A 26,081-nucleotide genomic window follows, 5' to 3' on the forward strand; every position below is an offset into this window, starting at 1 on the left:
TTGATTCGTGTGCTTGTAGTTGATGATTCGGCTTTTATGAGAAAAATGATAAGTGATTTTCTGACCGAAGAAAAGCAGATAGAAGTAATCGGAACTGCGAGAAACGGAGAAGAAGCGCTTAAGAAGATTGAATTATTAAAACCGGATGTTATTACTCTAGATGTTGAAATGCCGGTCATGAATGGGACAGATACGCTCCGCAAAATTATTGAGATTTATAACTTGCCGGTCATTATGGTGTCTAGCCAGACCGAGAAAGGTAAAGAATGCACAATTAATTGTTTGGAGATCGGTGCCTTTGACTTTATCACAAAGCCATCAGGCTCAATATCTCTGGATTTATACAAAATTAAAGAACAATTAGTTGAGCGTGTCGTCGCGGCAGGACTTTCCGGCAAGCGGAAACGTCCTGTTTCCCAGACAGTTCGGCCCGAACCTATTGTGCGTGCTGTCGTTAAGCCTGAATTAAGCAAACCGAAACCTGGCACGGGCAGACAAATTGTGTGTATCGGCACATCAACAGGCGGTCCACGGGCGTTACAAAAGGTGATACCGAAGCTCCCTAAGGATTTGAACGCACCAGTGGTTGTCGTACAGCACATGCCTGAAGGGTTTACTGCTTCTTTGGCTGATCGGCTGAATCATTTATCTGACATTCAGGTAAAAGAAGCAAAAGATGGTGAAGCAGCTCTTAACGGCTGTGTTTACATAGCACCGGGCGGAAAAAACATATCCGTTATTAAAAACAGCGAAGGACTCCAGATTGTGCTTGATAACCATGACACACCAAGCCGTCATAAACCATCTGCTGATTATTTATTCCGTTCTGTCGGGAAACTGACAGATTATGAAAAAGTAGCGGTTATCATGACCGGAATGGGCAGTGACGGCACTGCTGGGCTAAAGGACATGCTAACAGCCGGCAATGTGAAAGCCATTGCGGAGTCTGAAGAATCTTGTGTCGTATACGGGATGCCAAAAGCTGCTGTTAAAGCGGGTCTCATTCATGAGATTAAACATGTGGAAGATATCGCAGCATCCATCACAAGCTGTGTGAAAAAAGAGAGGGTGTGATTCAAATGGATATGAATCAGTATTTAGATGTCTTTATTGATGAGAGTAAAGAACATTTACAAACATGTAATGAAAAGCTTCTTCTTTTAGAGAAAGACCCGACTGATCTTCAGCTCGTACATGATATATTCAGGGCTGCCCATACATTAAAAGGAATGAGCGCAACGATGGGCTACACGGATTTAGCACATCTTACCCATCTGCTTGAAAACGTGCTGGATGCAATCCGAAACGGAGACATGGAAGTCACCTCAGACTGGCTGGATATTTTGTTTGAAGCTCTGGATCACCTGGAAACAATGGTTCAGTCTATTATTGATGGCGGGGATGGTAAAAGAGATATCTCAGAAGTGAGTGCCAAGCTTGATGTGAATGGTGCGCACGCTGAATCCGCTGCCTCCGCTGAACCTGCAGAAGCACAGAGTTCAGCATCTGATTGGGAATATGATGAATTTGAACGCACAGTTATACAAGAAGCGGAGGAGCAAGGCTTCAAACGATATGAAATCAAGATTTCTCTGAACGAAAACTGTATGTTAAAAGCAGTTCGTGTCTATATGGTGTTTGAAAAACTAAATGAAGTCGGAGAAGTAGCCAAAACAATTCCAAGTGCTGAAGTGCTTGAAACAGAAGATTTTGGAACTGACTTTCAAGTTTGTTTCTTAACACATCAATCAGCGGAAGACATTGAACAATTAATCAATGGCGTGTCGGAAATTGAGCATGTTGAAGTCATTCAAGGGGCTCCTTTAACATCAGCTGAAAAGCCTGAAGAATCTAAGCAAGAAGATTCACCAGCAGCAGCTGTACCTGCGAAGCAGGAGAAACAAAAACAGCCTGCTAAAAACGATGAACAGGCGAAGCATTCAGCCGGCGGATCTAAAACAATTCGTGTCAACATTGACAGGCTTGATTCTTTAATGAACTTATTTGAAGAGCTTGTCATTGACCGCGGGCGTCTCGAGCAGATTGCGAAAGAGCTTGAGCATAATGAACTGACTGAAACGGTTGAACGAATGACGAGAATTTCCGGAGATTTGCAATCGATTATTCTGAATATGAGAATGGTCCCGGTTGAAACTGTTTTTAACAGATTCCCGAGAATGATTCGCCAGCTTCAGAAAGAGCTGAATAAAAAAATTGAACTCTCGATCATCGGTGCGGAAACTGAACTGGATCGTACAGTAATTGATGAAATCGGAGATCCACTCGTTCACTTGATCAGAAACAGTATTGACCATGGTATCGAGGCGCCGGAAACACGTTTGCAAAAGGGAAAACCGGAATCAGGAAAAGTTGTGCTTAAAGCTTATCACAGCGGCAACCATGTCTTTATCGAAGTAGAGGATGACGGCGCAGGCCTTAATCGAAAAAAAATTCTGGAAAAAGCGCTTGAGCGCGGGGTCATAACGGAAAAAGAAGCTGAAACCTTAGAAGACAACCAAATTTACGAATTGATTTTTGCTCCGGGGTTCTCAACTGCTGACCAAATTTCTGATATTTCCGGCCGCGGTGTAGGACTTGACGTTGTAAAAAACAAACTGGAGTCTCTTGGCGGTTCAGTCAGTGTGAAATCAGCCGAGGGTCAAGGCTCTCTATTCAGCATCCAGCTGCCGCTTACCTTGTCTATTATTTCAGTTCTGCTGATTAAGTTGGAAGAAGAGACATTTGCCATTCCGATTTCTTCAATCATTGAGACAGCAGTTATTGACAGAAAAGACATTTTGCAAACGCATGACCGTGAAGTGATTGACTTTAGAGGGCATATTGTCCCTGTCGTTTATTTAAAAGAAGAGTTTAAAATAGAAGATACAAGAAAAGATGCGGAACAGCTCCATATCATTGTCGTGAAAAAAGGCGACAAACCTACTGCATTTGTGGTGGACTCCTTTATTGGCCAGCAGGAAGTTGTGCTGAAATCACTCGGAGATTATTTAACAAACGTCTTTGCAATTTCCGGAGCTACTATTTTAGGAGACGGAGAAGTAGCGCTCATTATTGATTGTAATGCACTGATTATTTAACCATTCGAGGAGGTGTCTCATATGACTGCAGAAATTAAAACAGGCGAAAAAATGATAGTCTTTATGGTAAATGGCAAAGAATATGCCATTTCCGTCACTCAGGTGAAATCAATTGAAAAATGGCAAAAGCCAACGAGGGTACCTGGCGTCGAACCATATATTTGCGGGGTAATCAATTTACGCGGGGTGGTGACTCCGGTTATTGATTTAAGAAAACGCCTGAATTTGCCAGAGTATGAAATTACAGATGAAACACGAATTATCATTATTGCTTATCGTGATATTGAAGTCGGCTGGATTGTGGATGAAGCGAATGATGTGATTACCGTACACGAAAGTGAAATAGAATCTGCTCCAGAAGGCGTTCAGAAAGATACGGATGTGTCGATCGAACAGATTGTGAAACAAGAGAACAGACTCTTAAATATTATTGATGCGAACGCGGTTTTGGATAAAGAATCATCTCAGTCCGCTGTGCCCGATCAAGCTTAATCTTAAAGGGGTTATGACATGAGTATTTTTAATGGAATCAAAGAAGAGCAGATGGACATTTTGCGGGAAGTCGGCAATATAGGCGCCGGCCACTCCGCCTCTGCAATGGCCCAGCTGTTAAATAGAAAGATAGATATGGAAGTCCCATTTGCAAAGCTGCTGTCTTTTGATGAGCTTGTTGATTTTTTCGGCGGCGCCGATGTCCCGGTTGCCAGCATCTTTTTAAGAATGGAAGGCGATTTAACGGGTTCAATGTTCTTTATAATGCCTTTTTTTCAGGCGGAGCAGTTTATCAGAGAGCTGATTGGAAACCCCGATTTTGACATAGAGGACTTAGGTGAAGACCACATGAGCTCATCCGCTTTGCATGAACTGGGCAATATTTTAGCGGGGTCATATTTAACAGCTTTGGCGGATTTGACGAAACTCCAGCTCTATCCAAGTGTTCCTGAAGTCTCATTGGACATGTTCGGAGCTGTGATCAGCGAAGGGCTGATGGAGCTCAGTCAGGTTGGAGAACACGCCATTGTTGTCGACACGTCAATTTTTGACCAAAGCCATCAGCAGGAGCTGAAAGCGCATATGTTTATGCTGCCGGACTATGATTCATTTGAAAAGCTCTTTGTCGCCTTAGGTGCATCATTATGAGTACAACTGAGGCTGTTGTTATAAAGGTTGGGATTGCTGACGTGAAGATCGCCCGCTTCCCGGATACCATCCGGACCTCTGGTTTGGGCTCATGTGTGGGGCTGGTGCTTTATGATAAAGAAAAGCAAACGGCGGGTCTTGTTCATGTCATGCTTCCGGATTCGACGTTATCGAAAACTGCCGAGCTCAACCGGGCTAAGTACGCTGACACCGCCGTACAGACCACGATTGATATGCTGATAGAAGCGGGATGCCGGAAATTTGCATTAAAAGCAAAGCTGGCCGGCGGATCAGAGATGTTTAAATTTAAATCGACAAATGATTTGATGAAGATCGGACCGAGAAATGTATTAGCGATAAAAGAACAGCTGTCTTTATTTAATATTCCTATTATTAGTGAAGATACGGGCGGCTCAAGCGGCCGGACGATAGAATTTGAACCGAAGTCCTGCATGCTGCATATTCGAACTGTTAAACAAGGTGAAAAAACGATTTAATTAAGGTATTAGGGGGATAACAATGCAATCCTTGAATTATGAAGATCAGGTGCTTTGGACGCGCTGGAAAGAGTGGAAAGATCCTAAAGCCGGTGACGACTTAATGCGCCGTTACATGCCGCTTGTCACATATCATGTAGGCAGAATTTCTGTCGGACTGCCGAAATCAGTGCATAAAGACGATCTTATGAGCCTTGGTATGCTTGGTTTATATGATGCCCTTGAAAAATTTGACCCCAGCCGGGACTTAAAATTTGATACCTACGCCTCGTTTAGAATTCGCGGCGCAATCATAGACGGGCTTCGTAAAGAAGATTGGCTGCCCAGAACCTCGCGCGAAAAAACAAAAAAGGTTGAAGCAGCAATTGAAAAGCTTGAACAGCGGTATCTTCGGAATGTATCGCCCGCGGAAATTGCAGAGGAACTCGGAATGACGGTACAGGATGTCGTGTCAACAATGAATGAAGGTTTTTTTGCAAATCTGCTGTCAATTGATGAAAAGCTCCATGATCAAGATGACGGGGAAAACATTCAAGTCATGATCAGAGATGACAAAAATGTTCCGCCTGAAGAAAAGATTATGAAGGATGAACTGATTGCACAGCTTGCGGAAAAAATTCACGAACTCTCTGAAAAAGAACAGCTGGTTGTCAGTTTGTTCTACAAAGAGGAGTTGACACTGACAGAAATCGGACAAGTATTAAATCTTTCTACGTCCCGCATATCTCAGATCCATTCAAAGGCATTATTTAAATTAAAGAATCTGCTGGAAAAAGTGATACAATAATGAATTTCATGGTTAGCGAGTGAAAAACATGTCAACACTATTATGGCTTTTAAGCTTTATGCTCCACGGCGTTCTTCTGTACGCTGTCATTATCCTGTATACGAGGCTCGCTGCAGTGAAAGAAACAGAAAAACAGCAAAAACAGATACTTGAAGAGACGGAAAACACCTTGGCGGCATTTCTGCTTGAATTAAAAGAAGAAAATGAGAAACTGATAGAAAATAAAGCTTCATCTGCAAGTCAATCAGATGAAGAATCCCAAAAGTCAGGCCTTCAGACCTCTGAAACATATCAAGAGCGGGATCCAGTCCAAGAGGCAGAGAATCTTCCTGAACATATTGAAGGTCTGATTACAGAGGTTGACCGTCGGGAAGAGCTCGTAAACAGTGAGGTCCAATCATTTGAAGACCAGGTCATAGAATTATATGAACAGGGATATTCGGCAAGTCAAATTGCCCAGAAAATGAAGAGCGGAAAGACAGAAATCGAGCTATTTTTAAAATTTCGCTCCAAAGGTGTAAAGGATTCTTGATTGTCGGATAAAGCTGTGTTATATTATGTCTTGGTGTTAAATACACACGCTTAACGATTTATGCAGAGGGTGCTGCAGGCGGCAGTTCTGCACAAAAATGACCTAAGCGGAGGAAAAAAACCATTATATTAGGAGGAAATAACATGTCAGTCATTTCTATGAAGCAATTGCTTGAAGCTGGTGTTCACTTCGGTCACCAAACACGCCGTTGGAACCCAAAAATGAAGCGTTACATTTTCACGGAGCGTAACGGAATCTACATCATTGACCTTCAAAAAACAGTCAAAAAAGTAGAGGAAGCTTACAACTTCACTAAAAATCTTGCTGCTGAAGGCGGAAAAATCCTTTTCGTCGGAACAAAAAAACAAGCTCAAGATTCTGTTAAAGAAGAAGCTCAACGCTCTGGCATGTACTATGTCAACCAACGCTGGTTGGGCGGTACATTAACAAACTTCGAAACAATCCAAAAACGTATTAAACGTCTTAAAGACATTGAAAAAATGCAAGAAAACGGTACGTTTGATGTACTTCCTAAAAAAGAAGTCGTTCAATTGAAAAAAGAATTAGAGCGTCTTGAAAAATTCCTAGGCGGAATTAAAGATATGAAGGATCTTCCTGATGCATTATTCATCATCGATCCTCGCAAAGAGCGCATCGCTGTTGCGGAAGCTCGCAAATTAAACATCCCTATCATCGGTATCGTAGATACTAACTGTGATCCAGATGAAATCGATGTTGTTATCCCAGCGAACGATGACGCTATCCGCGCTGTTAAACTTCTAACTTCTAAAATGGCAGATGCAATCTTAGAAGCGAAGCAAGGCGAAGAAGAAGCGGAAGTTGCTGAAGAAACTGCACCAGAAACAGAAACAACAACTGCGTAACCTATTCAAAAGGTGATAAGAGGGACTGCCTTTTATCACCTTTTTTCAAGAAAAATGTGTAATATACATACTCTTGTTTAAACATATAAGGAGGAATACAAATGGCAATTACTGCACAGCAAGTAAAAGAACTGCGTGAAAAAACTGGCGCGGGCATGATGGATTGTAAAAAAGCGTTAACTGAAACTGACGGAGATATGGACAAAGCAATTGACCTTTTAAGAGAAAAAGGAATTGCAAAAGCAGCGAAAAAAGCTGACCGTATCGCAGCAGAAGGTTCTACTCTTATTAAAACTGACGGCAACAAAGGCGTTATCCTAGAAGTAAACTCTGAAACTGATTTCGTTGCGAAAAACGAAGGTTTTAAAGAGCTTCTTAACACTTTAGCTGACCACCTTCTTGCAAACACGCCAGCTGATGTTGAAGAAGCAATGGGCCAAAAAATGGAAAATGGCTCAACTGTTGAAGAGTACATCACAAGCGCAGTTGCTAAAATCGGTGAGAAAATCACTCTTCGCCGCTTTACAGTTCTTACAAAAGACGACAGCTCTGCATTCGGTGCGTACCTTCACATGGGCGGCCGCATCGGTGTATTAACTGTTCTCAACGGTACAACTGATGAAGAAACTGCGAAAGATATCGCAATGCACGTTGCTGCAGTTAACCCTCGTTACATTTCTCGTGATCAAGTATCTGAAGAAGAAACAAATCATGAGCGTCAAATCTTAACTCAGCAAGCCCTCCAAGAAGGCAAACCTGAAAACATCGTAGCGAAAATGGTTGAAGGCCGTCTGAACAAATTCTTCGAAGAAATTTGTCTATTAGACCAAGCGTTCGTTAAAAACCCAGATGAAAAAGTGAAACAAGTTATTGCAGCGAAAAACGCTACTGTTCAAACTTTTGTCCGCTATGAAGTTGGAGAAGGCATCGAAAAACGTCAAGAAAACTTTGCTGAAGAAGTAATGAACCAAGTGAAAAAATAATGGTGAAAAGATTTCGCGGCTAAGTCGCGTCTTTTCAGGCAGTATAGGGGACACATTTTGTGTTCCCTATTTTTAAAACTATATTTACAAACCTTTTTTTCTCTTGCATAATAGAAAACGGCAATGTTTACACTTGGAGGTTATCATGGAAAAACCAAAATACAAACGTATCGTATTAAAGCTTAGCGGGGAAGCATTGGCAGGAGAACAGGGAAATGGAATTAACCCGACTGTCATTCAATCCATTGCAAAGCAAGTGAAGGAAATCGCTGAGCTTGAAGTCGAAGTGGCTGTTGTTGTAGGCGGCGGCAACTTATGGCGCGGAAAAACAGGAAGTGACCTGGGCATGGACCGCGCGACTGCTGACTATATGGGAATGCTGGCGACAGTAATGAATTCGCTTGCTCTTCAAGACAGCTTGGAAACACTCGGAATCCAGTCCAGAGTGCAAACATCCATTGAAATGAGACAAGTTGCTGAACCGTACATAAGAAGAAAAGCGATACGCCACTTAGAGAAAAAACGTGTCGTTATTTTCGCTGCGGGCACAGGAAACCCATATTTCTCAACTGATACGACAGCTGCACTGCGGGCTGCTGAAATTGAGGCAGACGTTATTTTAATGGCTAAAAATAACGTTGACGGTGTGTATAATGCTGATCCTAGAAAAGATGAATCAGCTGTTAAGTATGAATCACTTTCTTATCTTGACGTTCTTAAAGACGGCCTGGAAGTCATGGATTCAACAGCTTCCTCTTTATGCATGGACAATGACATTCCGCTTATCGTCTTTTCTATTATGGAAGAAGGAAATATCAAACGTGCCGTTATCGGTGAATCAATCGGAACGATCGTGAGGGGGAAATAACGTGTCAAAAGAAGTATTAACTCAAACAAAAGAAAAAATGGAAAAAGCAATTGCTGCTTATCAGCGCGAATTGGCTACTGTACGCGCAGGCCGTGCAAATCCATCATTATTAGATAAAGTAACGGTTGAATATTACGGAGCGCAGACACCTTTAAATCAGTTGTCTTCTATTAACGTGCCTGAAGCTCGTATGCTCGTTATCACGCCATACGATAAAACAGCAATCGGTGATATCGAAAAAGCGATTTTAAAAGCTGATTTAGGTCTTACACCAACAAGTGACGGCAATATGATTCGAATTGCAATTCCGGCACTAACAGAAGAGAGACGGAAAGAATTAGTGAAAGTTGTAAAAAAATATGCTGAAGAAGCAAAAGTAGCTGTTCGTAACGTTCGCCGTGATGCTAACGATGATCTCAAAAAACTTGAGAAAAACGGAGACATTACTGAGGATGAACTGCGTGCTTCCACTGAAGACGTTCAAAAACTGACAGATGAATATGTGTCAAAAATTGACAGTGTCACAAAAGACAAAGAAAAAGAAATCATGGAAGTTTAATGAAAAACTATGTACAATAGATAATAGTGAAAAGACCCTCTCATGTTTACAGGGGGTTTTTTTGTTAATACTGTTGATTACATTGATTATCAGCAGGGAATGTAACCTTTTTGGGTGACGGAGGAATCTCATGCTCAACATACTCAAAAATTGGAAGAATCAGCAAACTGCGGCTTCCAACTTAGAACGTTATACAAAAGAAGACATACTTAAGGGAGAAATTCCCGAACACATCGCCATTATCATGGATGGAAATGGCCGTTGGGCTAAAAAACGCTCTCTTCCCAGAATTGCAGGCCACCATGAAGGGATGAAGGTGGTAAAAAGGACCACGAAGCTCGCAAACGAATTAGGTGTCAAAGTACTGACATTGTATGCATTTTCAACAGAAAACTGGAAAAGACCGAAAATGGAGGTCGATTTTTTAATGAAGCTTCCGGAAGAATTTTTGAATACGTATCTTCCAGAGCTTGTTGAGGAAAATGTACAGGTTCGGATCATTGGGGATGAAACGGCTTTGCCGGCGCACACATTACGTGCGATTGAAAAAGCTGTACAGGACACGGCGCAAAACGACGGAATGATCCTTAATTTTGCTCTTAACTATGGAGGCCGTACTGAAATTGTCAGTGCTGCAAAATCACTCGCGGAAAAAGTGAAGGAAGGCTCTTTGAATATTGAAGACATTGATGAATCGCTTTTTTCTACTTATTTGATGACTGAATCTTTGCAGGATCCTGAACTTTTAATTCGAACGAGCGGCGAGATAAGGCTGAGTAATTTTATGCTATGGCAGGTTGCCTACAGTGAATTTGTCTTTACTGACGTCTTGTGGCCTGACTTTAAAGAAGATCACTTCTTGCAGGCGTTAGGAGAGTTTCAGCAGAGAGGCCGGAGGTTTGGCGGAATTTAGAGGATGGTGGACATGAAACAAAGAATTTTGACAGGTGTTCTGGCAGCAATTGTATTTTTATTTTTGGTTATTGTCGGGAAATTGCCGTTCACCATATTAATTTATGCTATGGGCAGTGTGGCGCTTTTTGAACTTTTACGGATGAAAAAGCTGAAGCTGGTTTCACTGCCGGGTTTGATCGGTCTTTTATTATTGTGGATGTTCTTATTGCCAAGCCAGTATTCGTTTTTTGAAGCCGACGGAATTTCCAAAATGGAAATCGCTTTATTTGCGGTACTGCTATTGCTGACTTACACAGTGTTGGTCAAGAACACCTTTACTTTTGATGAAGTCGGGTTTATTACGCTTGCAGCAATTTACATCGGAATGTGTTTTCATTATTTTATCGAAATCAGAAATCTTGACCAATACGGATTAACATACATTTTTTATGCGTGTGTTGTCATTTGGTCCACCGATTCCGGTGCCTATTTTGTCGGTAAATCGCTTGGGAAGCAGAAACTGTGGCCTGAAATCAGTCCGAATAAAACAGTGGAAGGGTTTGCAGGCGGAATTGTCATCGCACTTGTATTGGCGACGATTTTTCAGCTTGTTGCACAACTTCCGATCCCGTATATCTATCTGCTGTTGATCACGCTGTTTTTGTCTGTTTTTGGACAACTGGGAGATTTAGTGGAATCCGCCTTGAAAAGACATTACGATGTAAAGGATTCTGGGAATATTCTTCCCGGGCATGGCGGTATATTAGACCGTTTTGACAGTTTCTTGTTTGTCATGCCTTTCTTGTACTTTCTGCTTGCCCTTTTTTCATAAAAAAGTCTAATATGAATATGAGACTGATCATGCAGCAATAAGAATAGGAGTAGTGGCAACTTTGAAAAATATTTGTCTTTTAGGAGCAACAGGATCAATCGGCGAACAGACTCTTGATGTACTGCGTGCACATCAAGACCAATTTCAGCTGGTATCTATGTCGTTTGGCAGAAATATTGATAAGGCCGTTCCAATGATTGAGGTCTTTCAGCCGAAGTTTGTCTCTGTCGGTGATCTGGATACATATCATAAATTAAAACAAATGTCTTTTTCTTTTGAATGCCAAATCGGGCTGGGAGAAGAAGGACTGATAGAAGCAGCAGTGATGGAGGAGGTTGACATTGTTGTCAACGCTTTGCTTGGAAGCGTCGGTCTTATCCCGACATTAAAGGCAATTGAACAGAAAAAAACAATTGCGCTTGCAAATAAGGAAACTCTTGTCACTGCAGGGCATATAGTAAAAGAACATGCTAAGAAATATGATGTTCCGCTACTGCCTGTTGACAGTGAGCATTCAGCCATTTTTCAAGCTCTTCAAGGCGAACAGGCTAAAAACATTGAACGCCTCATCATTACGGCATCCGGCGGAAGTTTTCGGGACAAGACGCGGGAGGAGCTCGAATCAGTAACAGTTGAAGATGCATTAAAACATCCAAACTGGTCAATGGGTGCAAAAATTACAATTGATTCGGCTACAATGATGAATAAGGGATTAGAGGTGATCGAGGCACACTGGCTTTTCGATATACCTTATGAACAAATTGATGTGGTTTTACATAAGGAGAGCATCATCCATTCAATGGTTGAGTTCCATGATAAAAGTGTGATCGCACAGCTCGGAACTCCGGATATGAGAGTCCCCATTCAATATGCGCTCACTTATCCTGACCGATTGCCATTACCAGATGCGAAAAGGCTTGAATTATGGGAAATCGGCAGCCTTCATTTTGAGAAAGCTGATTTTGACAGGTTCCGATGCTTACAATTTGCTTTTGAATCAGGTAAAATAGGAGGAACAATGCCGACAGTGCTAAATGCGGCAAACGAAGTAGCTGTCGCTGCCTTTTTAGCTGGCAAGATACCGTTTTTGGCTATTGAAGACTGTATCGAAAAGGCACTAACCCGCCATCAATTACTGAAAAAACCGAGCCTGGCGGACATTCAAGAAGTGGACAAAGATACCCGGGGATACGTCAATTCAATACTCACATAAGGTGGTATGTTCGTGAATACAGTTATAGCGTTTATCATTATTTTCGGAACGCTCGTTTTCTTCCATGAACTGGGCCATTTATTGCTAGCCCAAAGAGCGGGAATTCTCTGCCGTGAATTTGCGATCGGCTTCGGTCCAAAGATTTTTTCTTTCAAAAAAAATGAAACAGTTTATACGATCAGGCTGCTTCCGGTCGGCGGATTTGTTCGTATGGCCGGCGAAGATCCGGAAATGATTGAGGTGAAACCCGGATACACGGTCGGGCTTCTGTTTAATAAGGAAGATCAAGTTGAGAAAGTCATCATCAATCAAAAGGAAAAATATCCGGATGCATTAGTCATTGAAGTGGAAACAGCGGATCTAGAGCATGACATGAAGATCACCGGTTATGAACAGGGGAAAGAGGACGAACTTTCCAGCTTTACTGTCAGCGAAACATCCTTTTTTATTGTAGACGGAGAAGAAGTGCAGATTGCGCCGTATAATCGCCAATTTGGTTCCAAACCTGTATGGCAGCGGATTAAAGCAATTGCTGCAGGGCCGATTATGAACTTTATTTTAGCTTACGTCATTTTAGTGATGCTTGGGCTGATTCAAGGCGTACCGTCAAATGAACCTATGCTCGGGCAGCTGACAGACAATGGACGGGCGGCTGAAGCAGGGCTAAAAGAAGGGGATTATATCCAAAGCATTAACGGAGAGAAAATGAGGTCTTGGACTGACATTGTCTCCGCTGTAAAAGAAAACCCGGAGAAAGAAATGGACGTTGCAGTAAAAAGAGATAACAAAACGCTTCATATTTCGGTGACTCCGGAAGCTGTTAAAGATGAGAACAAAAAAACAATCGGACGTTTCGGTTCCTATGCGCCGACTGAAAAAGGCGTACTCTCAGCGGTTGCTTACGGCGCGACATCAACAGTTGATGTCACCAAAGCCATTTTAACCAATCTGAGCAAATTAGTAACAGGCCAATTTAAACTCGATATGCTGTCAGGTCCTGTCGGCATATATGACATGACAGACCAAGTGGCGAAAACAGGGATAGTGAACTTATTTCAGTTTGCGGCGTTTTTAAGCATTAACCTTGGGATTGTCAACCTGCTTCCGATTCCGGCACTTGACGGAGGAAGACTGTTGTTTCTATTTATTGAAGCGATTCGGGGCAAACCGATTAACAGGGAAAAAGAAGCATTTGTTGTGTTTATCGGCGTAGCTTTCTTAATGCTTCTTATGCTGGTTGTCACATGGAACGATATCCAGCGGCTGTTTTTGTAAACGAAAAGTAAATCAATCAGAGGTGCGAAGAAATGAGACAAAGCTTGACGCTTATTCCTACGCTCCGTGAAGTTCCAGCTGATGCCGAAGCAAAAAGTCATCAGCTTCTTCTGAGAGCAGGATTTATCAGACAGAATACGAGCGGGGTATACAGCTATATGCCTCTTGCGTATAAGGTGATTCAAAACATTCAGCAGATTGTTCGAGAGGAAATGGAGAAAATTGATGCCGTAGAAATGCTCATGCCCGCATTGCAGCAGGCAGAGACATGGCAGGAATCAGGCAGATGGTATACGTATGGTCCCGAACTGATGAGACTAAAAGACCGTCATGGCCGTGAATTTGCTTTAGGGGCAACGCATGAAGAGGTTATCACTTCGCTTGTTCGCGATGAGGTTAAATCTTATAAGCGTCTCCCTCTGACTCTTTATCAAATTCAGTCTAAGTTCAGAGATGAAAAACGTCCTCGCTTCGGTTTGTTAAGAGGCCGCGAATTTATTATGAAGGATGCGTACTCTTTCCATGCATCTGCAGAGAGCCTGGATGAAACGTATCAAAAAATGTACGAGGCCTATTCTAATATTTTTGCCCGCTGCGGCATTAATGTAAGACCTGTTATCGCTGATTCAGGCGCAATGGGAGGAAAGGATACGCACGAATTTATGGCACTTTCTGCGATCGGAGAGGATACGATTGCGTATTCTGATGAATCACAGTACGCGGCTAATATCGAGATGGCTGAAGTTCTTCACCAGGAAGTTCCTTCAGATGAAGAGCCTAAAGCTCTAGAGAAGGTTCATACGCCTAACGTGAAAACAATCGAAGAACTGACTGCGTTCTTACAGGTTTCGGCTGAAGCGTGCATTAAGTCAGTATTGTTTAAAGCTGATGACCGTTTTGTCTTAGTGCTTGTAAGAGGGGATCATGAAGTTAACGATATTAAAGTGAAAAACTTGCTTCATGCAGAAGTTGTAGAGCTTGCTACACATGAAGAGGTCATTCAGCAGCTCGGAACAGAGCCAGGCTTTGTAGGCCCTGTCGGTATTCATCAGGATGTGGAAGTATATGCCGATCAAGCTGTGAAAGCAATGGTTAATGCTGTTGCCGGGGCAAATGAAGGAGATCATCATTATAAAAATGTCAATGTGAATCGTGACGCGCAAATTAAAGAATTTGCTGATCTTCGTTTTATTAAAGAAGGTGATCCTTCACCAGACGGCAAGGGAACGATCCGTTTTGCTGAGGGAATCGAAGTCGGACAAGTCTTTAAGCTCGGAACACGCTATTCAGAAGCGATGAATGCGACATATTTAGATGAAAACGGACGCGCGCAGCCAATGCTGATGGGCTGTTACGGAATCGGTGTGTCAAGAACGCTTTCTGCTATTGCTGAACAGCATCACGACGAAAAAGGCTTAATATGGCCAAAAAGCGTTGCGCCGTACGATCTTCATATTCTTGCTTTGAACATGAAAAACGATGGGCAAAGAGAGCTTGCTGAAAAGCTGTATGCCGATTTAAAAGCGGAAGGCTATGAAGTGCTCTATGATGACCGTGCTGAGCGTGCCGGCGTAAAATTCGCTGATTCAGATTTAATCGGCCTTCCAATCCGCATCACTGTCGGAAAACGAGCTGACGAAGGAATCGTCGAAGTGAAAATTCGTCAAACTGGTGAGTCAACTGAGATTTCAGTAGACGAATTATCTGCGTTTATCAGCAAGCAGTAATCACCATAACGATTTATCAAAAAACATGTTAAAATAGAAATAATAGAAGGTACCTCATTGCCTGAGGTACCTTCACTTATGATGTTTTTAGGGAGGGATACTGTCTTAATGGAACAGTTATCAGTAAACAGAAGGCAGTTTCAAATTCTTCTGCAGCAGATTAATATGACAGATGATACCTTCATGACATACTTTGAACATGGCGAGATTAAAAAGCTGACAATTCACAAAGCTTCTAAGTCTTGGCATTTTCATTTTCAATTTAAATCTTTGCTGCCTTTTCAAATATATGACACATTAACAACGAGGCTGACGCAATCGTTTGCCCACATAGCAAAAGTGACATCTTCAATTGAAGTTCAGGATGCCGAGGTCAGTGAAAGTATCGTTCAAGACTACTGGTCACGCTGCATAGAAGAACTGCAGGGCATTTCGCCGCCGATTATCAGTCTTTTAAACCAGCAAAAACCGAAGCTGAAGGGCAATAAACTGATTGTCAAAACCAAAACGGATACAGAAGCGGCTGCGCTAAAAAACAAATACAGTTCCATGATTCAAGCAGGCTACCGTCAATTTGGCTTTCCGGATCTTCAGCTTGATGCTGAAATATTTGTATCCGAGCAGGAAGTTCAAAAGTTTCGGGAGCAAAAGCTTGCAGAAGACCAAGAGCGGGCTATGCAGGCCTTGATTGAAATGGAGAAGAAAGATAAAGAAAGTGATGAAGACCAAGCACCATCTGGTCCTCTTGTTATCGGTTATCAAATTAAAGATAACGAGGAAATCCGGACACTTGACAGCATCATGGACGAAGAACGGAGAATTACGGTCCAAGGTTATGTGTTTGATGTGGAGACGCGCGAGCTGAAGAGCGGGCGCACGCTGTGTATCTTCAAAATTACAGACTATACAAATAGTATTTTGATCAAAATGTTTGCACGTGAAAAAGAAGATGCGGCACTGATGAAGTCTCTGAAAAAAGGAATGTGGGTAAAAGCGCGCGGAAGCATTCAAAATGATACATTTGTCAGAGACCTTGTCATGATCGCAAATGACGTAAACGAAATAAAAGCAAAAACCCGTGAAGATTCAGCACCTGAAGGAGAAAAAAGAGTGGAATTGCATCTTCATTCCCCAATGAGCCAAATGGATGCTGTTACGGGTATCGGAAAGCTTGTCGAACAGGCGAAAAAATGGGGGCATGAGGCCATCGCTTTGACCGACCATGCTGTCGTTCAATCCTTCCCTGATGCGTATTCTGCGGCAAAAAAGCATGGAATTAAAATGATTTACGGGATGGAAGCGAATCTCGTGGATGATGGCGTGCCAATTGCTTATAATGCCGCACATCGTCTGCTCGAAGAAGAAACATATGTTGTTTTTGACGTTGAGACGACAGGATTGTCTGCTGTATACGATACCATTATTGAGCTGGCTGCAGTAAAAGTAAAAGGCGGAGAAATTATTGATAAATTTGAGGCGTTTGCGAACCCGCATCGTCCGCTTTCCGCCACAATCATAGAGCTGACAGGGATCACTGATGATATGCTACAAGACGCTCCGGATGTCGTAGATGTAATAAGAGATTTCAGAGAATGGATTGGCGATGATATCCTTGTCGCTCATAATGCAAGCTTTGATATGGGATTCTTAAATGTAGCCTATAAAAAGCTTCTTGAAGTCGAAAAAGCTAAAAACCCAGTCATTGATACGCTTGAACTTGGACGTTTTCTCTATCCGGAATTTAAGAACCACCGGTTGAACACACTTTGTAAAAAGTTTGATATCGAACTCACACAGCATCACCGTGCGATCTATGATACTGAGGCAACCGCTTATTTGCTTCTGAAAATGCTGAAAGACGCAGCTGAAAAAGGCATTCAGTACCATGATGAGTTGAATGAAAATATGGGTCAGTCCAATGCTTATCAAAGATCAAGACCGTATCATGCAACATTACTTGCCGTGAACAGCACGGGACTTAAAAATTTATTTAAGCTTGTGTCACTTTCTCATATTCATTATTTTTACAGAGTGCCGCGTATTCCGAGATCTCAGCTTGAAAAATACAGGGAAGGGCTGCTGATCGGTTCTGCCTGTGACAGGGGAGAGGTTTTTGAGGGAATGATGCAAAAATCGCCTGAAGAGGTGGAAGATATCGCGTCATTCTATGATTACCTTGAGGTTCAGCCGCCTGAAGTGTATCGTCACTTGCTGGAGCTTGAACTGGTCCGTGATGAAAAAGCGCTGAAAGAAATTATTGCGAATATCACGAAGCTGGGGGAAAAGCTTAATAAACCGGTTGTTGCTACGGGAAATGTTCATTACTTGAATGATGAGGATAAAATCTACAGAAAGATTTTAATATCCTCACAAGGCGGGGCAAATCCGCTGAACAGGCATGAACTGCCGAAAGTGCATTTCAGAACGACAGACGAAATGCTTGAAGCTTTTTCTTTCTTAGGTGAAGAAAAAGCGAAGGAGATCGTAGTCACCAATACCCAAAAGGTTGCTTCTTTAGTTGATGACATCAAGCCGATTAAAGATGATTTATATACGCCGAAAATCGAAGGCGCTGATGAAGAGATCAGAGAAATGAGCTATCAGCGTGCAAGAAGCATTTACGGGGAAGAGCTGCCTGAAATTGTCGAAGCGCGGATTGAAAAAGAGTTAAAGAGTATTATTGGCCACGGATTTGCTGTTATTTACTTGATCTCTCACAAACTTGTAAAACGTTCACTAGATGACGGGTATCTCGTTGGTTCCCGTGGTTCCGTAGGATCTTCATTAGTTGCGACACTTACTGAGATTACTGAGGTAAACCCGCTGCCGCCGCACTATGTTTGTCCTGAGTGCCAGCATTCTGAGTTCTTTAATGACGGTTCTGTCGGTTCTGGTTTTGACCTGCCTGACAAGACATGTCCTCATTGCGGAACGCCTTTGAAAAAAGACGGCCATGATATTCCATTTGAAACGTTCTTAGGATTTAAAGGGGACAAAGTACCTGATATCGATTTGAACTTCTCAGGGGAATATCAGCCGCAAGCACACAATTACACAAAAGTATTGTTCGGAGAAGACAATGTATATCGTGCGGGAACAATAGGCACGGTGGCAGAAAAAACAGCCTACGGTTATGTAAAAGGCTATGCCGGAGACAACAATCTTCATATGCGCGGTGCCGAAATAGATCGGCTCGTGCAGGGATGCACGGGTGTAAAACGTACAACTGGACAGCACCCTGGCGGTATTATCGTAGTTCCGGATTATATGGATATTTATGATTTTTCACCGATCCAGTTCCCGGCAGATGCCACAGGTTCAGAGTGGAAAACGACTCATTTTGATTTCCACTCCATCCATGACAACCTGTTAAAACTTGATATTCTCGGACACGATGACCCGACTGTTATTCGGATGCTTCAAGACTTAAGCGGAATAGATCCGAAAACAATTCCGACGGATGATCCTGAAGTGATGAAGATCTTCCAGGGAACCGAATCACTCGGTGTGACTGAAGAACAGATTGGCTGTAAAACGGGCACTCTTGGAATTCCTGAATTCGGAACCCGATTTGTCCGGCAGATGCTTGAAGATACAAAGCCGACCACTTTTTCTGAGCTCGTTCAGATTTCAGGCTTGTCTCACGGAACTGATGTATGGCTTGGCAATGCACAGGAGCTCATCCACAATAATATTTGTGAGCTGAGTGAGGTTATCGGCTGCCGTGATGACATTATGGTTTATTTAATCTATCAAGGCCTTGAGCCGTCCCTTGCCTTTAAAATCATGGAATTCGTGCGTAAAGGAAAAGGATTAACGCCTGAATGGGAAGAAGAAATGAAAAATAACAATGTCCCAGACTGGTATATTGATTCCTGTAAAAAGATTAAATACATGTTCCCGAAAGCCCACGCCGCGGCATATGTCTTAATGGCAGTCCGCATTGCTTACTTTAAAGTGCATCATGCTCTTTTGTATTATGCGGCTTATTTTACCGTTCGTGCAGATGACTTTGATATTGATACAATGATCAAGGGCTCTACAGCAATCAGAGCGGTAATGGAGGATATAAACGCTAAAGGACTTGATGCTTCACCGAAGGAAAAGAACCTTCTGACTGTTTTAGAATTAGCGCTTGAGATGTGTGAGAGAGGCTATTCATTCCAAAAAGTCGATTTATATCGCTCCAGCGCCACAGAGTTTATTATTGACGGCAACAGTCTTATTCCGCCGTTTAACTCTATTCCAGGGTTAGGGACGAACGCTGCTTTGAACATTGTAAAAGCTCGCGAAGAAGGCGAATTCCTCTCAAAAGAAGATTTGCAAAAGAGAGGGAAAGTATCAAAAACGATTTTAGAGTACTTAGATCGCCATGGCTGTCTGGAGTCACTGCCTGATCAAAACCAATTGTCACTGTTCTAATATGGAAAGCAGAATTTCTCAGAAATTCTGCTTCTATGCATACATAAGCGCAAAAAGTGCCATCGTAATATTAGAGTTTCTGTCACTTGCTTAGGTATGAAGGTAAGCGTATATCCATTTGCAATAAAAATATGGTTATGGTATAGTTTTATTGGAAATGCTAACGATTACCGAGGCAAAGAGTGGGGAAACCCGCTCTTTTGTATTGAACAGGAGAATTTTGTCTCGACATGTTCATCGTTTACTTTTTAGCCCCTGCTCTTTTGAAGCAGGGTTTTTATGCAGAGTGACGAGACGAATATGAGATCGACAGCACAAGGAGGAAGAACATGAGCAAAAAAGTGACTGACACCGTTCAAGAAATGGCTCAGCCAATCGTAGACAGCCTTCAGCTGGAACTCGTTGACATTGAATTTGTCAAAGAGGGCCAAAGCTGGTTCCTTCGCGTGTTTATTGATTCCGATGACGGTGTGGATATTGAGGAATGTGCCAAAGTAAGCGAAGCTTTAAGCGAAAAGCTTGATGAGGCAGACCCAATCAGCCAAAATTACTTTCTTGAAGTCTCATCTCCAGGAGCTGAGCGTCCGCTAAAGAAAAAAGCCGATTTCGAAAAATCACTAGGAAAAAACGTATACATTAAGACGTATGAGCCTATTGACGGCGTAAAAGTGTTTGAAGGTGAACTGGCTGAATTTGATGGACAAACAGTGACAGTTGAGATCACGATCAAAACAAGAAAGAAACGGATCAATATTCCGTATGAAAAGATAGCTAATGCAAGATTAGCTGTTACATTCTAATGAATACAAATGTTTTAAGGGGGGAGACCGTTAAATGAGCAGTGAATTATTAGATGCTCTCACGATTCTTGAAAAAGAAAAAGGCATCAGTAAAGAAATTATCATCGAAGCAATCGAAGCTGCGTTAATTTCTGCTTATAAGCGGAATTTTAATCAAGCGCAAAATGTACGGGTGGATCTAAACCGTGAAACTGGCTCCATCCGTGTATTTGCAAGAAAAGATGTCGTTGACGAAGTATACGACCAGAGATTAGAAATCTCAATTGAAGAGGCACAGGGCATCCATCCGGAATATATGGTCGGCGATGTCGTCGAAATCGAAGTTACACCTAAGGATTTCGGGCGCATAGCTGCTCAAACAGCGAAGCAGGTCGTCACACAGCGTGTGCGCGAAGCTGAGCGCGGTGTGATCTATTCTGAATTTATCGACCGTGAAGAAGACATCATGACAGGGATCGTCCAGCGTCTGGACAATAAATTTATCTACGTGTCTTTAGGCAAAATAGAAGCCTTGCTGCCGGTTAATGAGCAAATGCCGAATGAAAGCTACAAACCTCATGACCGCATTAAGGTATATATCACAAAAGTAGAAAAAACAACGAAGGGCCCGCAGATTTATGTGTCAAGAACACATCCAGGCCTGTTAAAGCGTTTGTTTGAAATTGAAGTGCCTGAAATTTATGATGGAACTGTCGAGCTAAAATCTGTTGCCAGAGAAGCCGGCGACCGTTCAAAAATTTCTGTTCGCACAGATGATCCTGACGTTGATCCTGTCGGTTCATGCGTAGGGCCTAAAGGCCAGCGTGTGCAAGCAATCGTCAATGAATTAAAAGGTGAAAAAATTGACATTGTCAACTGGTCCAGTGATCCTGTAGAATTTGTCGCGAATGCGCTCAGCCCTTCCAAAGTGCTTGATGTCATTGTTAATGAAGAAGAAAAAGCGACAACTGTTATTGTTCCTGATTACCAGCTGTCTCTGGCAATTGGAAAAAGAGGACAAAACGCACGCTTAGCTGCTAAACTGACAGGCTGGAAGATTGATATTAAGAGCGAAACGGACGCAAGAGAACTTGGAATCTATCCGAGAGAACTTGAAGAAGATGATGAGCCGCTCTTTACGGAGCCTGAAACTGCTGAATCGGATGAATAAGAGGTGACTTTAGGTGAATAAACACAAAAAGATCCCATTACGCAAATGTGTAGTGACTGGTGAAATGAAGCCTAAAAAGGAACTGATCCGAGTTGTACGGTCGAAAGAAGGCGAAATCTCAGTAGACCCGACCGGAAAAAAGAATGGGCGGGGTGCTTATTTAACGCTGGATAAAGAGTGCATCTTAGCAGCAAAAAAGAAAAACACTTTGCAAAATCAATTTCAATCACAAATCGATGACCAGATTTTCGATGAATTGCTGGAACTGGCGGAAAAGGTGAAAAAATAAAATGTCTGGAATGGAATGGTTTCCCTTGCTGGGTCTGGCCAATCGAGCTCGTAAGGTCGTGTCAGGCGAAGACTTGGTAATAAAAGAAATCAGGAATGCGCGTGCAAAGCTTGTCCTGCTTACAGAGGATGCATCATCTAACACAGCAAAAAAAGTAACTGACAAGTGCAATTATTATAAAGTCCCTTATAAAAAAGTCGAGAGTCGCGCGGTTCTTGGACGCTCTATCGGTAAAGAAGCCCGTGTCGTTGTCGCCGTCACTGACCAAGGTTTTGCGAATAAGCTGATCAGCTTGCTCGATTAATATTTTTGGGGGTGAACGAATGGCTAAAATGAGAGTATACGAATATGCAAAAGCGTTAAATGTTTCAAGTAAGGAAATTTTGACCGCACTGAAGAACATGGATTTAGAAGTGAATAATCACATGGCCATGCTTGAAGAAAAGGCCATTAAAAAGCTAGATGCCAAATATAAAAAAGGCGGCGCAGCTGCTAAATCTCAAAAGCCAGCAGAAACGAACAAAAACAAACAGCCACAAGGGGTTAATCAGCAATCAGCTGGAAATCAACCAAATAAAATTCGAGACGGAAAGAAGAATGACGTGCAGAATAATCAATTTAACAAAAACAAGAAGAATAACAACAACAAAAAAAATAAACGCAACAACAACAATAATAAAAACCAACATCAGCAAAAGCCTGTAAAGCCGAAAAAAGAGCTTCCTGAGAAAATTACATTCTCTGGCACTTTAACAGTTGGCGCACTTGCTGAAGAGCTTGGCAAAGAGCCTTCAGAACTCATTAAAAAGCTGATGCTTCTTGGCGTAATGGCTACCATTAACCAAGAGCTTGATAAAGACACAATCGAACTCATTGCATCAGAATATGGTGTTGAAACAGAAGAGGTCATTGTGCTTGAAGAAACAGAGCTGGAAAAATACGAAGAGCCTGATAATGAAGAGGATCTTGAAATTCGTCCTCCTGTCGTGACAATCATGGGCCACGTTGACCATGGGAAAACAACGCTCCTTGACAGCATCCGTAAAACAAAGGTTGTTGAAGGAGAAGCAGGCGGAATCACTCAGCATATCGGCGCTTATCAAATTGAAGAGAACGGCAAGAAAATCACGTTCTTGGATACACCGGGCCACGCCGCATTTACAACAATGCGTGCACGCGGTGCAGAAGTAACTGATATTACGATTCTTGTCGTAGCTGCCGATGACGGTGTCATGCCGCAAACAGTTGAAGCGATTAACCATGCAAAAGCAGCAGAGGTTCCAATCATCGTAGCTGTGAATAAAATAGATAAAGAATCCGCAAACCCTGACCGTGTGATGCAAGAACTGACGGAATACGGTCTTGTCCCTGAAGCATGGGGCGGAGAAACCATTTTTGTGCCGCTTTCCGCTTTAACTGGAAAAGGCATTGATGAGCTCGTTGAAATGATTTTGCTTGTCAGTGAGGTAGAGGAACTGAAAGCGAATCCGAACCGTCAGGCAAAAGGAACGGTTATTGAAGCTGAACTCGATAAAGGCAGAGGGTCAGTTGCGACGTTGCTCGTACAGACTGGAACACTGCATGTCGGTGATCCGATCGTAGTCGGCAATACATTTGGCCGTGTCCGTGCAATGGTCAACGACATTGGCCGCCGTGTGAAAACTGCCGGCCCGTCAACTCCGGTTGAAATTACCGGTTTGAATGATGTCCCTCAAGCGGGAGACCAATTCCTTGTCTTTAAGGATGAAAAAACAGCTCGTTCTGTCGGTGAAGCCCGTGCTTCGAAACAGCTTGAAGAGCAGCGCAGCGATAAAGCGAAGCTCAGTCTTGATGATTTATTCGAGCAAATTAAGCAAGGTGATGTAAAAGACATCAACCTCATCGTAAAAGCTGACGTTCAAGGATCTGCTGAAGCTTTAACGGCTGCGCTTCAAAAAATTGAAGTAGAAGGCGTTAAAGTGAAAATCATCCATACAGGCGTTGGTGCGATTACTGAATCTGACATTATCTTGGCATCTGCTTCCAATGCAATTGTTATCGGGTTTAATGTGAGACCGGACGGAAATGCTAAGAGTACGGCTGAAGCTGAAAATGTAGATATTCGACTTCACCGTATCATTTACAAAGTAATCGACGAGATTGAAGCTGCCATGAAAGGTATGCTTGATCCTGAATATGAAGAAAAAGTAATTGGTCAAGTAGAAGTACGCCAAACATTCAAAGTATCTAAAATCGGTACAATTGCCGGCGGATATGTTACTGAAGGAACCATTACGCGCGACAGCGGCCTCCGTTTAATTCGTGACGGCGTCGTCATCTTTGAAGGCGAAGTAGATGTTCTGAAACGCTTTAAAGACGATGTGAAAGAAGTTTCACAAGGCTATGAATGTGGTATTACAATTAAGAAATACAATGACATTCGTGAAGGTGACATCCTAGAAGCGTTTGTCATGCAAGAAATTGAAAGAACGTGATCGGATTTGCGGAGTGTGAATGCATCATTTATGATGCAGGATCGCTAAAAGAAAAGCGTGCCGTTCTGAAGCGGATTTTAACCAGGGTTCAAAACAAGTTCAATGTTTCGATTTCGGAGATTGGCTATCAGGACACCTGGCAAAGAACCAGCTTCGGAATCGCCGCTGTTTCTTCCTCTCGCGTTCAAACAGAAAAAGAACTGCAGCGCGTCCTAGCGTTTATCGATTCTTTTCCTGAAATTGAACGGACGATCACTAGGACAGAGTGGTTTTAACTTAGAGGTGATTGAATTGAGTATGAGAGCAAACCGTGTCGGCGAGCAAATGAAAAAAGAACTCGGTGATATTATCAGCCGCAAGCTGAAAGACCCGAGAATTGGTTTTCTGACAGTAACGGATGTACGTGTATCAGGTGATTTGCAAATTGCAAAGGTGTATATCTCGGTTCTCGGTGACGAGAAAAAACGGGAAGAAGCGCTGAAAGGGCTGGCAAAAGCGAAAGGATTTATCCGATCCGAAATCGGCAGCCGCATCAGACTTCGAAAAACGCCTGAAATTGAATTTGAGTTCGATGAATCAATCGATTACGGGAATCGGATCGAAACACTGATTCACGAATTACATTCAGAGAAACCATCTGAATAAAAAAAGAGAGGATAGGCGTATATCGTCTGTCCTCTTTCTTCGTTTATAAGAAAAAAACTCAAAAGAAGGAGTGAAAGGCAAATGGTTAACGGAGTTCTCCTTTTACATAAACCTGTTGGCATGACATCGCACGACTGTGTCATGAAGATCCGAAAGCTGTTAAAAACAAAAAAAGTAGGACATACAGGAACGCTCGATCCGGAAGTATCAGGCGTGCTTCCGATTTGTGTAGGAAGAGCGACAAAAATAGTCGAATACTTAACTGAAAAATCTAAAACGTATGATGCAGAAATAACATTGGGCTTTTCAACCACAACAGAGGATCAAACCGGAGAAACGGTGGAAACAAAGCCTGTCAATCACGACATTGATAAAGCGGATGTAGAAAAGGTTTTAAACAGTTTAAAGGGGAAACAAGAACAAATTCCGCCCATGTATTCCGCTGTAAAAGTAAACGGCAAAAAATTATACGAATACGCAAGAGCAGGGATTGAAGTAGAACGTCCGAAACGTATGATAACCATTGAAGACATTGCCCTGACAACAGAGATTAAACATCATGGAGAAACCGCAAGCTTCCGGTTTACAGTGACTTGCTCCAAAGGGACCTATGTAAGGACGCTGGCGGTCATGATCGGAGAAAAGCTCGGATATCCGGCCCATATGTCTCATTTAATCCGTACGGCATCCGGAGATTTTTCTCTCGACGAATGCTTTACTTTTGATGAACTCGAAGCACAGGCCCAATCCGGAACCGTGGAAGAGCATACAGTTCCTATTGAACGTGCGCTCAATCATTTGCCGAAATGGATCATAAGTGATACATTAGCTAAGAAAGTAGAAAATGGGGCTTTGCTTGAGACGCCCGAGCAGTTTTCTGAAATGACAAGTGAAGACCGTATTGCCGTCTTTACTGAATCCGGAACCTGCTTGGCGATCTATTTCCCTCATCCTGCAAAAAAAGGGCTGTTAAAGCCGGCAAAAGTATTGATGCAAAAAAGCGAACAATAGA

At 42.5% G+C, this 26,081-nt stretch carries 25 protein-coding genes; all 25 read left to right on the forward strand.

The genetic code is table 11. The annotated features are described in order from the left end of the window. The 25 genes from cheB to truB all read left to right on the forward strand — a co-directional run bounded on the left by cheB (position 1) and on the right by truB (position 26,080). On the forward strand, positions 1-1,074 hold the full coding sequence (cheB, locus tag MKX38_RS08730; protein ID WP_014476816.1) for a protein-glutamate O-methylesterase CheB: 1,074 nt from the start codon (positions 1-3) through the stop codon (positions 1,072-1,074). A 5-nt stretch (positions 1,075-1,079) separates the two neighbouring features. Further along, positions 1,080-3,098 (forward strand): chemotaxis protein CheA, encoded by a 2,019-nt coding sequence (gene cheA, locus MKX38_RS08735; RefSeq protein WP_003245734.1) that lies wholly within the window; start codon positions 1,080-1,082, stop codon positions 3,096-3,098. A 21-nt stretch (positions 3,099-3,119) separates the two neighbouring features. Continuing rightward, positions 3,120-3,590 (forward strand): chemotaxis protein CheW, encoded by a 471-nt coding sequence (gene cheW, locus MKX38_RS08740; protein ID WP_003231938.1) that lies wholly within the window; start codon positions 3,120-3,122, stop codon positions 3,588-3,590. Positions 3,591-3,608: 18 nt separating this feature from the next. Then, positions 3,609-4,238 (forward strand): CheY-P phosphatase CheC, encoded by a 630-nt coding sequence (cheC, locus tag MKX38_RS08745; RefSeq protein WP_003231935.1) that lies wholly within the window; start codon positions 3,609-3,611, stop codon positions 4,236-4,238. Continuing rightward, positions 4,235-4,735, forward strand: coding sequence for a chemoreceptor glutamine deamidase CheD (gene cheD / locus MKX38_RS08750; protein ID WP_003244852.1), 501 nt, complete (start codon positions 4,235-4,237; stop codon positions 4,733-4,735). Before cheC ends, cheD begins: the two co-directional genes overlap by 4 nt. A 22-nt stretch (positions 4,736-4,757) precedes the next feature. After that, positions 4,758-5,522, forward strand: coding sequence for an RNA polymerase sigma-28 factor SigD (gene sigD, locus MKX38_RS08755; RefSeq protein WP_003220911.1), 765 nt, complete (start codon positions 4,758-4,760; stop codon positions 5,520-5,522). Between the two features lie 28 nt (positions 5,523-5,550). Further along, positions 5,551-6,054, forward strand: coding sequence for a swarming motility protein SwrB (gene swrB / locus MKX38_RS08760; protein WP_009967248.1), 504 nt, complete (start codon positions 5,551-5,553; stop codon positions 6,052-6,054). Between the two features lie 143 nt (positions 6,055-6,197). Continuing rightward, positions 6,198-6,938 carry a 30S ribosomal protein S2 gene (gene rpsB / locus MKX38_RS08765; protein ID WP_003220918.1) on the forward strand — a complete coding sequence of 247 codons (741 nt, stop codon included), beginning with the start codon at positions 6,198-6,200 and terminating at the stop codon, positions 6,936-6,938. 101 nt (positions 6,939-7,039) lie between these two features. Then, a complete protein-coding gene (tsf, locus tag MKX38_RS08770) occupies positions 7,040-7,921 on the forward strand; it encodes a translation elongation factor Ts (protein ID WP_003231929.1) in 882 nt (293 codons plus the stop codon). A 145-nt stretch (positions 7,922-8,066) separates the two neighbouring features. Beyond that, the gene (gene pyrH, locus MKX38_RS08775; RefSeq protein ID WP_003220923.1) at positions 8,067-8,789 is read left to right on the forward strand and encodes a UMP kinase; all 723 of its coding nucleotides are present in this window, start codon (positions 8,067-8,069) and stop codon (positions 8,787-8,789) included. Between the two features lies 1 nt (position 8,790). Then, positions 8,791-9,348 (forward strand): ribosome recycling factor, encoded by a 558-nt coding sequence (frr, locus tag MKX38_RS08780; RefSeq protein ID WP_003231927.1) that lies wholly within the window; start codon positions 8,791-8,793, stop codon positions 9,346-9,348. Between the two features lie 130 nt (positions 9,349-9,478). Then, on the forward strand, positions 9,479-10,261 hold the full coding sequence (locus MKX38_RS08785) for an isoprenyl transferase (protein ID WP_003231925.1): 783 nt from the start codon (positions 9,479-9,481) through the stop codon (positions 10,259-10,261). Between the two features lie 3 nt (positions 10,262-10,264). Beyond that, positions 10,265-11,074: a phosphatidate cytidylyltransferase gene (gene cdsA, locus MKX38_RS08790; protein ID WP_339189195.1), complete on the forward strand. Its 810-nt coding sequence runs from the start codon at positions 10,265-10,267 to the stop codon at positions 11,072-11,074. 61 nt (positions 11,075-11,135) lie between these two features. Next, a complete protein-coding gene (gene dxr, locus MKX38_RS08795; protein WP_003245155.1) occupies positions 11,136-12,287 on the forward strand; it encodes a 1-deoxy-D-xylulose-5-phosphate reductoisomerase in 1,152 nt (383 codons plus the stop codon). Between the two features lie 6 nt (positions 12,288-12,293). Beyond that, positions 12,294-13,562: an RIP metalloprotease RseP gene (gene rseP / locus MKX38_RS08800; RefSeq protein WP_010886508.1), complete on the forward strand. Its 1,269-nt coding sequence runs from the start codon at positions 12,294-12,296 to the stop codon at positions 13,560-13,562. A 32-nt stretch (positions 13,563-13,594) separates the two neighbouring features. Further along, entirely contained in the window at positions 13,595-15,289 is a 1,695-nt protein-coding gene (proS, locus tag MKX38_RS08805; RefSeq protein WP_003231918.1) for a proline--tRNA ligase, read from the forward strand. 108 nt (positions 15,290-15,397) lie between these two features. Then, entirely contained in the window at positions 15,398-19,711 is a 4,314-nt protein-coding gene (locus MKX38_RS08810; protein WP_017694884.1) for a PolC-type DNA polymerase III, read from the forward strand. 329 nt (positions 19,712-20,040) lie between these two features. After that, on the forward strand, positions 20,041-20,511 hold the full coding sequence (rimP, locus tag MKX38_RS08815; RefSeq protein WP_003231915.1) for a ribosome maturation factor RimP: 471 nt from the start codon (positions 20,041-20,043) through the stop codon (positions 20,509-20,511). Positions 20,512-20,545: 34 nt separating this feature from the next. Beyond that, the gene (gene nusA / locus MKX38_RS08820) at positions 20,546-21,661 is read left to right on the forward strand and encodes a transcription termination factor NusA (protein WP_003231912.1); all 1,116 of its coding nucleotides are present in this window, start codon (positions 20,546-20,548) and stop codon (positions 21,659-21,661) included. A gap of 13 nt (positions 21,662-21,674) precedes the next feature. Further along, positions 21,675-21,950 carry a glucose-induced regulator RulR gene (gene rulR / locus MKX38_RS08825; protein WP_009967250.1) on the forward strand — a complete coding sequence of 92 codons (276 nt, stop codon included), beginning with the start codon at positions 21,675-21,677 and terminating at the stop codon, positions 21,948-21,950. Between the two features lies 1 nt (position 21,951). Continuing rightward, complete coding sequence (locus MKX38_RS08830; RefSeq protein ID WP_003220946.1) at positions 21,952-22,254, forward strand: YlxQ family RNA-binding protein; 303 nt, start codon at positions 21,952-21,954, stop codon at positions 22,252-22,254. Between the two features lie 19 nt (positions 22,255-22,273). Next, positions 22,274-24,424, forward strand: a complete 2,151-nt coding sequence (gene infB / locus MKX38_RS08835) for a translation initiation factor IF-2 (RefSeq protein WP_003231906.1) — start codon at positions 22,274-22,276, stop codon at positions 24,422-24,424. Further along, complete coding sequence (locus MKX38_RS08840) at positions 24,421-24,699, forward strand: DUF503 domain-containing protein (RefSeq protein WP_003220950.1); 279 nt, start codon at positions 24,421-24,423, stop codon at positions 24,697-24,699. The genes infB and MKX38_RS08840 overlap by 4 nt, the downstream gene beginning before the upstream one ends. Before the next feature lie 16 nt (positions 24,700-24,715). Beyond that, the gene (gene rbfA / locus MKX38_RS08845; RefSeq protein WP_009967251.1) at positions 24,716-25,069 is read left to right on the forward strand and encodes a 30S ribosome-binding factor RbfA; all 354 of its coding nucleotides are present in this window, start codon (positions 24,716-24,718) and stop codon (positions 25,067-25,069) included. 81 nt (positions 25,070-25,150) lie between these two features. After that, entirely contained in the window at positions 25,151-26,080 is a 930-nt protein-coding gene (gene truB, locus MKX38_RS08850; RefSeq protein WP_015252083.1) for a tRNA pseudouridine(55) synthase TruB, read from the forward strand. The last annotated feature ends 1 nt before the right edge of the window (position 26,081 follow it).

Origin of the sequence: Bacillus sp. FSL M8-0025 (assembly GCF_037975475.1) — a bacterium.
GTDB lineage: Bacteria > Bacillota > Bacilli > Bacillales > Bacillaceae > Bacillus > Bacillus subtilis.